The 14,684-nt window shown below is 73.5% G+C and carries 1 protein-coding gene; it reads left to right on the forward strand.

The window, feature by feature from the left end:
• Positions 1 to 14: 14 nt before the first annotated feature.
• On the forward strand, positions 15 to 14,678 hold the full coding sequence (locus tag P3T35_RS23105) for a type I polyketide synthase (protein ID WP_101378599.1): 14,664 nt from the start codon (positions 15 to 17) through the stop codon (positions 14,676 to 14,678).
• Positions 14,679 to 14,684 lie beyond the last annotated feature (6 nt).

The following is a 14,684-nucleotide window of genomic DNA, read 5'->3' on the forward strand; positions in this document are numbered from 1 at the left end:
TGAGGTGACGTTCTGTGGAGAATGCGGAAAAGCTTCGTGACTACCTCAAGCGGGTATCGACCGACCTGCGGGAGACGCGCCGGCGACTGCAGGAGGTCGAGGCCGGGGAGCAGGAACCGCTCGCCATCGTTGCGATGAGCTGCCGGCTGCCCGGCGAAGTCCAGAGCCCCGAGCAGCTGTGGGAGCTGGTCCGGGACGGCCGGGACGTCATCTCGGCCGTCCCGGCCGACCGCGGCTGGGACCTCGACGGACGCTACGACCCCGACCCGGACCGGCCGGGCACCAGCTACGCCCGCGAGGGCGGATTCCTCTACGACGCGGCGGAGTTCGACGCGGGATTCTTCGGGATAGCGCCACGTGAGGCGCTTGCCATGGACCCGCAGCAGCGGCTGCTCTTGGAAGCCGTCTGGGAGGCGTTCGAGCGGGCCGGGATCGACCCGGCGGCGGTCCGGCGCACCCCCGCCGGTGTGTTCGTCGGTGTCAGCAACCAGGGCTACGCCATGGGTCTGCAGGAGCTGCCGCCGGAAGCCGAGGGACACCTGCTGACCGGCGGTTCGGCGGCTGTCGCCGCCGGCCGGATCGCCTACACCTTCGGTCTCGAAGGCCCGGCCGTCTCCATCGACACCATGTGCTCCTCCTCACTGGTCGCGCTGCATCTGGCCTGCCAGTCGCTGCGCCGCGGCGAGTCCTCGCTCGCGGTGGTCGGCGGTGCGACCGTGATGGCGAGCCCGCTGGCCTTCATCGAGTTCAGCCGCCAGCGCGGCCTGGCACCCGACGGCCGCTGCAAGCCGTTCGCTGCGGCCGCCGATGGCACCGGCTGGGCAGAGGGCGTCGGCGTGCTGCTGCTGGAGCGGCTCTCCGACGCGGAGCGCAACGGCCACCCGGTGCTGGCGGTGGTGCGCGGCAGCGCGATCAACCAGGACGGCGCCAGCAACGGTTTGACCTCGCCCAACGGCCCCTCGCAGCAGCGGGTGATCCACGCGGCGCTGGCGAACGCGGGGTTGACGGCGGGACAGATCGACGCCGTGGAGGCGCACGGCACCGGTACGACGCTGGGCGACCCGATCGAGGTGCAGGCGCTGCTGGCCAGCTACGGCCAGGGCCGGGACGCGGCCGCACCGCTCTGGCTCGGCTCGCTGAAGTCCAACATCGGCCACACCCAGGCGGCCTCGGGTGTGGCGGGCGTCATGAAGATGGTGCTGGCGATGCGGCACGGGATGCTGCCGCGGACGCTGCACGTGGACCAGCCGACCCCGCACGTGGACTGGTCAGCCGGAGCCGTTTCACTGCTGACCGAGGCCGTGCTCTGGCCTGAGACCGGGCAGCCGCGGCGGGCCGGCGTGTCCTCCTTCGGTGCCAGCGGGACCAACGCCCATGTGATCCTGGAGCAGGCACCCGCCCCGCAGCAGGCACCCGCGCCGGAGCCGGCAGTTGCCGATCCCGCCGGTGAGCAGGCGCCGACGAGTGCGCTCGCGTGGCCGCTGTCCGCCCGCGACGCCGCCGGGCTGCGAGCGCAGGCCGCGCGGCTGCGTGAGTTCGTCGCCGCCGATCCGGACCGCGAACTCGCCGACATCGGCCACTCGCTGGCGGTGACCCGCGCCGGCCTGGAGCAGCGGGCGGTCGTCATCGCCGGCGACCGGGACGGGTTCCTGGAGCAGCTCGACGCGCTGGCCCGCGGTGCCGACAGCACCGGCGTGGTCCGCGGGACGATGGCGGACCAGGCTGACCGGGTGGTGTTCGTGTTCCCGGGGCAGGGCGCGCAGTGGGCCGGTATGGCGATGGAACTGCTGGACGCTTCACCGGTGTTCGCCGAGCGGATGGGCGAGTGTGCGGCGGCGTTGGCGCCGTTCGTCGACTGGGACCTGTTCGAGGTGCTGCGCGGTGACGGCGCCGCGCTGGAGCGCGTCGACGTGGTGCAGCCGGTGCTGTTCGCGGTGATGGTGTCGCTGGCGGAGCTGTGGCGCTCGCACGGAGTCGAGCCGGCCGCCGTGGTGGGGCACAGCCAGGGCGAGATCGCGGCCGCCTGTATGGCCGGTGCGCTGTCGATGGCGGACGCCGCCCGGGTGGTGGCGCTGCGCAGCCGGGCTCTCCACGCGCTCGCCGGGCGCGGCGGCATGGTGTCAGTGCCGGTGACGCCGGAGCGGGTCCGTGAGCTGCTCACCCCCGGCCTGTCGGTGGCGGCCGTCAACGGGCCTGCGACGGTGGTGGTCTCGGGTGACACCGAGGAGCTGGACGAACTGCTCGCGGTCTGCGCGGCACGTGACATCCGGGCCCGCCGGATACCGGTGGACTACGCCTCGCACTCCGCGCACGTCGAGGAGTTGGAGGCCGAGCTGCTGGACCTCCTGGCACCGATCGCGCCGCGCACCTCCAGTGTGCCGTTCTACTCGACGGTGACCGGCGGTCTGCTCGACACCGAGCAGCTGGACGCCGCCTACTGGTACCGCAACCTGCGCCGGACCGTGGAACTGGAAGCCACGGTAGGGCGGTTGCTGGACGACGGGCACAGCGTGTTCGTCGAGGTCAGCCCGCACCCGGTGCTCACCATGGCACTCCAGGAGACCGCCCCCGAGGCCGTCGTCACAGGCACGCTGCGCCGCAGCCACGGCGGACCGGCCCGCTTCCTCACCTCCGCAGCCGAGCTCTACGTCCATGGCGTGCACGTCGGTTGGCGCCACCCCGCCGGCGCCCGCCGGATCGACCTGCCAACCTACGCCTTCCAGCGGCAGCGTTACTGGCTGCATCCGGCACAACCCGAGCAGGCCCCGGCGCTGCCGGCCCGCACCGCGGACACGCTGTTCTGGAACGCGGTCGAGGCCGAGGACCTGGCCGCGCTGAGCGCGACGCTCGACGTCGAGGCGGACACCCCGCTGAGCGGCGTGCTGCCCGCGCTGTCGAGCTACCGACGGAGCCTGCGCGACCGGGCCACCCTGGACGGCTGGCGCTACCGGATCGACTGGCAGCCGGTGCCCGCGAGTTCGGGCGCCACACTGACCGGCGACTGGTTGGTCGTCCTGCCGGAGGCCCACGCGGACGGCGAGTTGGCCGAGGCCGTGGTCGAGGGGCTGGCGCGGCACGGAGCCGAGGTCCGCCGTCTGGTGCTGGACACCGCCGCGGACGATCGCGCGGCGGTCGGCGCCCGGCTGCGGGCGGCCGTCCCCGACGGCAGCGGCCTGGCCGGCATGCTCTCGCTGCTCGCGCTTGACGAGCAGCCGCACCCCGCGCACCCCGTGCTGCCACGCGGGCTCGCGGGCACGCTGCTACTGACCCAGGCCCTACTCGACGCCGAGCTGCGGGTGCCGCTCTGGCACGCGACCCTGGGCGCAGTCGCCACCGGAGGTGCCGACCGGCTGCTGAGCCCCGATCAGGCGCAACTCTGGGGCCTGGCCCGGGTGATCGGCCTGGAGCAGCCGCAGCTGTGGGGTGGCCTGGTCGATCTGCCTGCTGAACTCACGCCCCGCTCGGCCACGTCGCTCGCTGCCGTGCTCGCCGGGTTGCGGGACGAGGACCAGGTCGCCGTCCGCCCGTCGGGCGTACTCGCGCGCCGCCTGGAGCGCGCCCCGCTGGCCGAGCAGCCGGCCCGGCCGTGGCGAGCGCGCGGCACCGCGCTGATCACCGGCGGCACCGGCGGCCTGGGCGCGCACGTAGCCCGCTGGCTCGCCGCGAACGGCGCCGAGCACGTGGTGCTGACGAGCCGGCGCGGGCCGCAGACGCCTGGCGCGGCCGAGCTGGAGGCCGAACTCGCCGCGCTCGGCTGCCGGGTGACGGTGGCCGCCTGCAACGTCGACGACCACGCCCAGCTGGCCGAGCTGGTCGCGCGGGTCCAGGCGGAGGGGCCGGCGATCCGGACCGTCGTGCACTCCGCAGGCCTCGGCATCCTGGCCCCGCTGGCCGAGACCGACCTCGATGAGTTCGCCGCCGGCGCGGGCGGCAAGGTCGACGGCGCCCGCCACCTGGACGCCCTCTTCGACGAGGACTCGCTCGACGCGTTCGTGCTCTTCTCCTCGGTCGCCGGTGTCTGGGGCAGCGGCGACCACGGCTCGTACGCCGCCGCCAACCACTTCCTGGACGCGCTGGCCCAGCAGCGCCGCGCACGCGGCCTGGCCGCCACCTCGATCGCCTGGGGCATCTGGGACCCGCGCGGCGGTCGCGAGGGCGGCATGGCCGTGGACATCATGCAGGAGCAACTGCGGTGGCGCGGCATCCCGTTCATGGCGCCCGAACTGGCGATCGGCGGCCTGCGACAGGCCCTCGACCACGATGACACCTTCCTGATCTGCGCCGACATCGACTGGGAGCGGTTCGTCCCGGTGTTCACGGCCGCCCGGCGGCGCCCGCTGCTGGACGGCGTCCCGGAGATCGTCCGGATCCTCGCCGCCGCCGCCGAACCCGAGGCCACCCCCGATGAGGGCGTGCGCGGTCAGCTGGCCGGGCTGGACGCGGCCGAGCAGGAGCGGACCGTGCTGGCGCTGGTCCGCGCCCAGGTGGCCGCGGCGCTGGGGCATGCGGACGCCGAATCCGTGGCGGCCGACCGGGCGTTCAAGGACCTGGGCTTCGACTCGCTGACCTCGGTCGAGCTGCGCAACCGGCTCAACGCCGAGACCGGCCTGCGGCTGCCCGTGCCGGTGGTCTTCGACCATCCGAACGCGGTGCTGCTCGCGCGGCACGTACGCGAGCTGCTGGTCGGCGCTGCGCCCGCCGGGCAGCCGGTGCTCGTGCCGCGGGCGGTCGCGAGCGACGAGCCCGTGGCGATCGTCGCGATGGGCTGCCGGTTCCCCGGCGGGGTCGGCAGCCCCGAGGAGCTGTGGCGGCTGATCGCCACCGGCGGGGACGTCATCGCGGGCTTCCCGGCCGACCGCGGCTGGGACCTGACCGGCCTCTTCGACGACGACCCCGATCGGGTCGGCCACTCCTACGCCCGCGAGGGCGGATTCCTCTACGGAGCCGGGGAGTTCGACGCCGAGTTCTTCGGGATCTCGCCGCGCGAGGCACTGGCCATGGACCCGCAGCAGCGGCTGCTCCTTGAGACTTCCTGGGAGTCGTTCGAACGGGCCGGGATCGACCCGACCGCGCTGCGCGGCAGCCAGGCCGGCGTCTTCATCGGGGCCGGCGGCTCGGGCTACGGCACCGGCCCGCGGCACAGCGCCGACACCACCGAAGGCCACCTGCTCACCGGCACGGCGGGCAGCGTGCTGTCCGGGCGGATCGCCTACACGCTGGGCCTGGAAGGGCCGGCGGTCACGGTGGACACCGCCTGCTCGTCCTCGCTGGTGGCGCTGCACCTGGCCGTGCAGTCGCTGCGGGCCGGGGAGTGCGAGCTGGCGCTGGCGGGCGGTGCGGCCGTGATGTCGACGCCGGCCGGCTTCACCGGCTTCAGCCGCCAGCGCGGTCTGGCGGCGGACGGGCGCTGCAAGGCGTTCGCCGCAGCAGCCGACGGGATGGGCCTCGCCGAGGGCGTTGGCATGCTGCTGCTGGAGCGGCTCTCGGATGCCGAGCGCAACGGCCACCCGGTGCTGGCGGTGGTGCGCGGCAGCGCGATCAACCAGGACGGTGCGAGCAATGGCCTGACCGCGCCGAACGGGCTCTCGCAGCAGCGCGTGATCCGGGCGGCGCTGGCGAACGCCGGCGTGGGCGTGGAGCACGTCGACGTGGTGGAGGCGCACGGGACCGGTACGATGCTGGGCGACCCGATCGAGGCGCAGGCGATCCTGGCCACCTACGGGCAGCGGACTGCCGAACGGCCGCTGTGGCTCGGCTCGTTGAAGTCGAACCTGGGGCACACCCAGGCTGCGGCAGGTGTCGCGGGTGTGATGAAGATGGTGCTGGCGATGCGGCACGGCGTGCTGCCGCGCACGCTGCACCTGGACGAGCCGACGCCGCACGTCGACTGGTCGGCGGGCGAGGTGCGGCTGCTGACCGAGGCGATGGACTGGCCGGAGACGGGTGAGCCGCGGCGGGCCGGGGTGTCCTCGTTCGGGATGAGCGGCACCAACGCGCACGTGATCCTGGAGGAGGCGCCGGTCGGTGGACCGGCCGCCGCGGCGGACCCGGCCGAGGCGGGGTCGGCGGTGCCCCTGGTGTTCTCCGGGCGGAGTACGCAGGCGCTGCGGGCGCAGGCCGGACGGCTCCGTGAACTCCTGGACAGCGACGTATCGTTGGCCGATGTCGGGTTCTCGCTGACGGCGGGACGTGCGCTGTTCGAGCACCGCGCGGCAGTGGCTGGCACGGATCGGGGCGAACTGCTCGCCGGGCTGGCCGCGGTGGCGGCGGGGGAGCCGGCTGCGGGTGTGGCGCAAGGTGTGGCGGCTGGTGAGCGGGACCGGGTGGTGCTCGTCTTCCCGGGGCAGGGTGCGCAGTGGGCGGGCATGGCGGCGGAACTGCTGGACACCGCGCCAGTGTTCGCCGATCGGATGGGCGAGTGTGCGGCGGCGTTGACGCCGTTCGTCGACTGGGACCTGTTCGAGGTGCTGCGGGATGGCGCTGCAATGGAGCGCGTGGATGTCGTGCAGCCGGTGCTGTTCGCGGTGATGGTGTCGCTGGCGGAGCTGTGGCGCTCGCATGGCGTCGAGCCGGCTGCGGTGGTGGGGCACAGCCAGGGCGAGATCGCGGCAGCCTGTGTCGCGGGCGCGCTGTCGCTGGAAGATGCCGCCCGGGTGGTGGCGTTGCGCAGTCGGGCTTTGCAAGCGATTGCGGGGCGCGGCGGCATGGTGTCCGTAGCGCTTCCGTTGGCAGACGTTCGCCGCCTGCTGACTGAAGGCCTGTCGATCGCGGCCGTCAATGGTCCTGCTGCGGTGGTGGTTTCCGGTGACACCGGCGAGCTGGAGGAGCTGTTGGCCCGCTGCGAGGCGGACGGCGTGCGGGCCCGGCGGATCCCGGTGGACTACGCCTCGCACTCCGCGCACGTCGAGGAGTTGGAATCCGAGCTGCTGGAGGTACTGGCGCCGATCGTGCCGCGCAGCTCCAGTGTGCCGTTCTACTCCACGGTGACCGGAGGCCTGCTGGACGCCGCCGGTCTGGACGCCGGGTACTGGTACCGCAACCTGCGCCAGACCGTCGAACTGGAAGCCACGGTCGACCAGTTGACCGCCGACGGCCACAGCGTGTTCATCGAGGTGAGCCCGCACCCGGTGCTCACCATGGCACTTCAGGAGACCGCTCCGGAGGCCGTCGTGGTCGGCACGCTGCGCCGCGACGAAGGCGGCCTGGCCCGCTTCCTGGCCTCCGCCGCCGAACTCCACGTGCACGGCGTGCCCGTGACCTGGCAGTTCCCGCCCGGCACCCGCCGCGTTGACCTGCCCACTTACGCCTTCCAGCATCGCCACTACTGGCTCACCACCTCCTCCGCTCCGGCGCTGCCAGGCAGTGCGGAGCCGGTTGACGAGGAGTTCTGGCAGACCGTGGAACGCGAGGACCTCGGAGCGCTGGCGGCCTCGCTCCGGCTGGACAGCGAGGCTCCGTTGAGCGAGGTGCTGCCCGCGCTCTCCGCCTATCACCGCCACGGCCGCGACCGGGCCGCGATGGACGCATGGCGCTACCGGGTGCGCTGGCAGCCGGTGACCGGCAGGGCGGCGACGAGCCGTTCGTCCGGCACCTGGCTCCTTGTTCTGCCGGCGCCCGCCGCCGACGGCGAGTGGACGGCCTCGGTAGTGTGCGGCCTGGAGACCGCCGGCCTGTGCGTCGTCCCGCTGACCGCCGGGCCCGACGAGACCGACCGGACCCGGCTGGCGGAGCGGTTGCGGTCGGCAGTGGGCGATGGCGTCGACGGTGTGCTGACACTGGCGGCATCCGCCGGGCCGACCGAGCTGGTGCCCACCGTGGCCCGACTCGGCACGCTGGTTCAGGCCCTTGGCGATGCGGGTGTCTCGGCGCCGCTCTGGGTGGCGACCCGGGGTGCGGTGTCGGTGGGCGGCTCCGACCGGCTGGTGGCCCCCGATCATGCCTTGCTGTGGGGCCTCGGCCGGGTGGTCGGAGTCGAACACCCGGACCGCTGGGGTGGGTTGATCGATCTGCCCCCGGTGCTGGACGAGCACGCCGCCGACCTGCTGGCCGCTGCGCTGCTTGATGGCACCGAGGATCAGCTCGCGGTTCGCCCGGCCGGGGTCTTCGTGAAGCGCCTGGTGCGCGCCGGTGCGGCGCACGCGGCGGGTGCGGGCTGGCGTCCGCGTGGCACGGTGCTGGTGACCGGCGGCACGGGCGGGTTGGGCGCGCAGCTGGCGCGTCGGCTGGCCCGTGGCGGCGCCGAGCGGCTGGTGCTGACCAGCCGTCGCGGCCTTGACGCGCCCGGTGCGCCGGAACTGCGTGAGGAACTCGCGGAGTTCGGGGCCGAGGTCGCGATCGAGGCCTGTGACGTGGCGGACCGGGATGCCGTGGCCAGGTTGCTGGAGCGGCTTCCGGGGCTGCGATCGGTGTTCCACACGGCGGGGGTGCTGGACGACGGCGTGGTGGCCGCGTTGACCGCTGAGCGGGCCGCGACCGTGCTCGCACCGAAGGCACTGGGTGCCTGGCACCTGCACGAGCTGACCGCCGGCCTGGACCTCGACGCGTTCGTGCTCTTCTCTTCCTCGGCCGCCATCTTGGGCGGGCCGGGCCAGGGCAGTTACGCGGCGGCCAACGCCTTCCTCGACGCGCTGGCGCGGCTCCGGCGGGACGCCGGGCTGCCCGCTACCTCGATGGCCTGGGGTGCCTGGGGCGAGGTCGGCCTGGCAGCCGGCGCGGTGGGGGAGCGACTGGGCCACCGGGGCGTGCTGCCGATGGCGCCCGAACTCGCGCTCTCCGCCCTGCAGTCGGCGCTTGACGCGGACGAGACCCATCTCCTGCTCGCCAGCCTCGACTGGGCCCGCTACCTGCTCAGCTCGCCGGCCGACGGGACCGGCTCGCTGCTGCGCGAGCTGCCCGAGGCCTTGGCCGCCACTCCTGTCGCGCCGTCCGGTGACCAGTCGGCCGAACGCGGTGGCTCGGCGCTGCGCCAGCGTCTGGCAGGCCTCAGCCACACCGAACAGACCGACCGGCTCCTTGAGTTGGTACGAGGTGAGGCCGCCGCCGTGCTCGGTCACAACGGCGCGGAAGCGATCGGTGCGGACCGGGCCTTCCGTGACCTCGGCTTCGACTCGCTGACCGCGGTGGACCTGCGCAACCGGATCGCGACCGCGACCGAGCTGCGTCTGCCCGTCACGCTCGCCTTCGACTATCCGAACGCCATTGCGCTCGCCGACTACCTGTGCGCGGAGGTCATGGGGACCGGGCCGACCGATGCGAGTGCTCTCGTCGTCCGTTCAACCGGGCCAGTCGATGAGCCGATCGCGATCGTCGCCATGAGCTGCCGCCTCCCCGGTGGCGTCCGCACCCCGGAGCAGCTCTGGGAACTGCTCAGCTCGGGCGCCGACGTGGTCTCGGGCTTCCCCACCGACCGCGGCTGGGACGTGGACTCGCTCTACCACCCGGACCCCGAGCACCCCGGCACGACCTATGCGCGTGAGGGCGGCTTCCTCTACGACGTCAGCGAGTTCGACCCGGCGTTCTTCGGCATCGGCCCGCGTGAGGCCGCTGCTGTCGACCCGCAGCAGCGGCTGCTGCTGGAGACCTCCTGGGAGGCGTTCGAGCGGGCCGGCATCGACCCGGGCACGCTGCGCGGCAGCCGCACCGGCGTCTTCATCGGTTCGAACTACCACGACTACGGCTCCTGGCTGCGCGAAACCCCGGAGGGCCTGGACGGCTATCTGGGCCTCGGCAGCGCGCCGAGCGTCGCCTCCGGCCGGATCGCATACACCTTCGGCCTCGAAGGCCCGGCGGTGACGCTGGACACGGCCTGCTCCTCCTCGCTGGTCGCGCTGCACCTGGCGATCCAGGCGCTGCGCAGTGGCGAGGCTGAGCTGGCCCTGGCCGGCGGCGTGACGGTGATGGCCACGCCGGCGACCTTCGTCGAGTTCAGCCGTCAGCGGGTGCTGTCACCGGATGGCCGGTGCAAGGCCTTCGCAGCAGCGGCGGACGGCGCCGGCTGGGCGGAGGGCGTCGGGCTGCTGCTGGTGGAGCGGCTCTCGGACGCGGAGCGCAATGGACACCCGGTGCTCGCGGTGGTGCGAGGCAGTGCGGTGAACCAGGACGGTGCGAGCAATGGTCTGACGGCGCCGAACGGGCCGTCGCAGCAGCGGGTGATCCGCGCAGCCCTGGCCAGTGCCGGTCTGACGGCCGAGCAGGTGGACGCCGTCGAGGCGCACGGCACCGGAACCGCGCTCGGTGACCCGATCGAGGCCCAGGCGCTGCTGGCCACCTATGGGCAGCGCAACGCCGAACGGCCGCTGTGGCTGGGTGCGTTGAAGTCGAACATCGGGCACACCCAGGCGGCCTCCGGTGTCGCGGGTGTCATGAAGATGGTGCTGGCGATGCGGCACGGCCTGCTGCCGCGGACCCTGCACGTGGTCGAGCCGACCCCGCACGTCGACTGGTCGGCGGGCGCGGTGTCGTTGCTGACCGAGGCGGTGGCCTGGCCGCAGACCGGTGAACCGAGGCGGGCGGGTGTGTCCTCGTTCGGGATCAGCGGGACGAACGCGCACGTCATCATCGAGCAGGCGCCGGACGCGCCTGGGCTTCCCGCGACGGTTGCCGGTGCGGTCACGCCGCTGGTGGTGTCGGGGCGCAGTGCGGAGGCGGTGCGGGGGCAGGCCGAGCGGCTGGGCGAACTCCTCGACACGGGTGCCTCGTTGGCGGATGTGGGGTTCTCGCTGGCGGCGGGCCGTGCGGTGTTCGAGCACCGGGCGGTGGCGCTGGAACCGGGCGCGCTGGCGGCGCTGGCGCGCGGGGAGGAGGATCCGGGGCTGATGCGAGGGGTGGCGTCGGCTGGTCGGACGGCGTTCCTGTTCACCGGCCAGGGCGCTCAGCGTCCGGGTATGGGGAAGGAGTTGTATGAAGCGTTCCCAGTGTTCGCGACCGCATTCGACGCGGTGTGCGCGCGGCTGGATGGCGAGTTGGGACGGCCGCTTCGTGAGGTGGTGTTCGGTGCCGAGGAACTGATCCATGAGACCGCGTACACGCAGCCCGCCCTGTTCGCGCTGGAGGTGGCGCTGTACCGGTTGATGGAGTCCTTCGGTGTGGTGCCGGATGTGTTGATCGGCCACTCGGTGGGTGAGATCGCGGCCGCGCATGTGGCGGGCGTGTACTCGTTGGATGACGCGTGCACGTTGGTCGCTGCTCGCGGTCGCCTGATGCAGCAACTTCCGACCGGCGGTGCGATGGTGGCCGTGGAGGCGACCGAGGCCGAGGTGCTGGAGTACGGCCTCGGCGGTGTCGCCATCGCGGCGGTGAACGGTCCGCGTTCGGTCGTGCTCTCCGGGCCGGTCGCGGAGGCCGTGCTGGAGTTGGCGGCCTACTGGGAGGGGTTGGGTCGAAAGACTAGGCGTTTGCGGGTCTCGCATGCGTTTCACTCTCCTGCCATGGACGGGATGCTGGCGGAGTTCGCCGAGGTGGTGCGCGGGTTGGAGCTTGCGGCGCCGAGCCTTGCGCTGGTCTCCAACCTGACCGGGCACCTCGCGACGGCCGAGGAGCTGCGTGACCCGGACTACTGGGTGCGGCACGTTCGTGAGGCGGTGCGCTTCCACGACGGCGTCCAGGCGCTCGAAGCAGCCGGCGTGACCCGGTTCGTCGAGCTGGGCCCGGACGGTGTGCTGACCGCGCTCGCCCAGGACGGCCTGACCACCGCACCGCGCGTGGCCACCGCCGTCCTGCGTAAGGACCGCTCGGAGACGCGCACGCTGCTGACCGCGCTGGCCGACCTCCACGTGGACGGCGCCACCGTCGACTGGACCCAGGCGTTCCCCGGCGCCCACCGGATCGACCTGCCCACCTACGCCTTCCAGCGCGAGCGCTACTGGCTGGACGCACCGGCGACCGTCGGCAACGTGGCCGAGGTCGGCCTGGCGTCGCCGGACCACCCGCTGCTCGGCGCCGCTGTGGCGCTCGCCGGCGCCGATGCGTATGTGCTCACCGGCCGCCTCGCCACCGCCACCCACCCGTGGCTCGCCGATCACGCCTTCGCGGACATGGTGCTCTTCCCGGGCACCGCATTCGTGGAGCTGGCGGTCCGCGCGGGTGACCAGGTCGGCTGCGGCCGGGTCGAGGAGCTGGCGTTGGAGGCCCCGCTGGTGCTGCCGGACCGGGGCGCGGTCCAGGTCCAGGTGTCGATCGGGGAATCGGACGACGCCGGCCTGCGACCGGTCACCGTATACGCCCGGCCCGAGGGCAGCGCCGCCGACGAGCACCAGTGGACCCGGCACGCCTCCGGCCTGCTGGCCCCTGGGGCCGGCGCAGGCGCCGGTGCCGACGGCAGCGGCGAGCTTGCCGCCTGGCCGCCGGCTGGTGCCGAGCAGCTCCCGGTCGCGGACCTGTACCAGCGCTTCGAACAGAACGGCTTCGGCTACGGGCCGGCGTTCCAGGGCCTGCGTGCTGCCTGGCGCCGGGGTGACGAGGTCTTTGCCGAGGTTGAACTGCCCGAACGCCAGGTCGCCGAGGCGAGCCGTTACGGGCTGCACCCGGCCCTGCTGGACGCCGCGCTGCATGCGGTTGCGTTCAGCCCGCTCGCCGAGAGCCAGGGCAGCATCCTGCCGTTCGCCTGGCACGGCGTCACGTTGCACGCGTCCGGCGCGAGCGTGCTCCGCGTCCGGCTCACGCCGACCGGGCCGGACACCGTAGCGCTGCTGGCCGCCGACGCGGGCGGCCGACCGGTCGCCACCGTCGGGTCGCTGATGCTGCGCCCGGCCCGGGCCGAGCAACTGCGGTCCGCCGCAACCGAGACGCACCGCTCGCTCTACCGGCTGGACTGGATCGCGGCCGGCGCCCGGCCGGCGCCGGTGGACCGGATGGCGCTGGTCGGCGCCGACCCGTTCGGGCTGTCCGACTCGCTCAAGGCCTCCGGTGTGGCCCTGGACGTCCACGTCGACCTGGCGACGCTCGCTACCGCGAGCACCCGGATCCCCGAGGTCGTGCTGGCGGCCCTTCCGCCGGCGGAGCTCACGGCGGCGGGTGTGCGAGCTGCGGCCGGGCAGGCCCTGGAACTGGTGCGGGGGTGGCTGGCGGAGGATCGGTTCGCGCAGTCGCGGCTGGTGCTGGTGACCTCGGGTGCGGTGGCGGTCGACGGTGCGGACCTCCGCGATCCGGCGCTGGCCGCTGCCTGGGGGCTGGTGCGGTCCGCGCAGTCCGAGCACCCGGGACGGTTCGTACTGATCGATGTGGACGAGGACACCCGGTCGTTGCCGCAGGCGGTGGCCTTCGGCGAGCCGCAGGTGCTGCTGCGGGCGGGTGTGGTGCGGGTCGGCCGGCTGGTGCGGGTGCCGGTCGGGGAGCCTGCGGTGCCGGTGCGGGACCCGCAGGGCGCGGTGCTGGTGACGGGTGCGGCCGGCGGGTTGGGTTCGCTGGTGGCGCGTCATCTGGTGGTGCGGCACGGGGTGCGGCGGTTGCTGCTGCTGGGTCGTCGCGGGGTGCCTGCCGAACTGTGTGCCGAGCTCGCGGAGTTGGGTGCCGAGGCGGTGTCGGTGGCCTGTGACGCGGCCGATCGTGCGGCGCTGGCCGAGGTGTTGGCCGGTGTCGAGCTGAGTGGTGTGGTGCATGTCGCGGGTGTGCTGGACGACGGCGTAGTGGAGTCGATGGACGCCGAGCGACTGGACACCGTGTTCAGGCCGAAGGTCGACGCGGTGCTGAACCTGCACGAGTTGACGCGTGATCAGAAGCTCTCGGCGTTCGTGCTGTTCTCCTCCCTGTCGGGCACCTTCGGTGGCACCGGCCAGGCCAACTACTCGGCTGCGAACGCGTTCCTGGACGCCCTCGCGGCCCACCGCCGGGAGCAGGGCCTGCCGGCCCAGTCGCTGGCCTGGGGCCTGTGGGCCGAACGCAGCGCCATGACCGGCAAGCTCGGCGAGGCGGACCTGCTCCGGATAGCCCGCGGCGGTGTCGTGCCGATGTCGTCCCCGGAGGGTCTCGCGCTCTTCGACGCGGCGCTCGCCACCGACGAACCGGTACTGATCCCGGCCCGCCTGGACACCGGCACGCTGCGGGCCCCGGACGGTAGCGTCCCGGCTCTGCTGCGCGGCCTCGTCCGTACCCCCGCCCGTCGCACGGCCGACGCCACGCGCAACCCGGCCGACGCTGCCGAGGAGCTGCGGGCCCGGTTGGCCGGACTGAGCGACGAGGAGCGCCGGCGCACGCTGGTCGACCTGGTGCGGGGCCACGCGGCCACCGTGCTCGGACACCCGCGACCGCAGGCCGTCGAGCTCGAACGCGGCTTCCTCGACATGGGGTTCGACTCGCTCGGCGCCGTCGGCCTGCGCAACCGGCTCGGCTCGGCCACCGGCCTGCGGCTGTCCGCCACGCTGCTGTTCGACCACCCGACGGTCAGCTCCCTCGCCGACCACCTCGGGGAGGAGCTCCGCCTCGGTGCGCCTGCGGGCCCGCCCCGGACGGAGCTGCCCGGCCTGGCCGAGTTGTCCCGCCTCGACGAGGCGGCGCTCGCGGCACTCGTCCGGGACGAAGCGGTGTACACCCGGCTGACCGTCACGCTCCAGGACCTGCTGGCGCGGCTCGGCGCGGCAGCCGGGGCCGCCGAACCGGGCGCGGCCTCCGTCGCTCGGCTGATCGAGTCGGCCAGCGACGACGAGATCTTCGACTTCCTGGACAACGAGCTCGGCATGGACTGAGCCGCC

Origin of the sequence: Kitasatospora sp. GP30 (genome assembly GCF_029892145.1) — a bacterium.
Taxonomy (GTDB): domain Bacteria; phylum Actinomycetota; class Actinomycetes; order Streptomycetales; family Streptomycetaceae; genus Kitasatospora; species Kitasatospora acidiphila.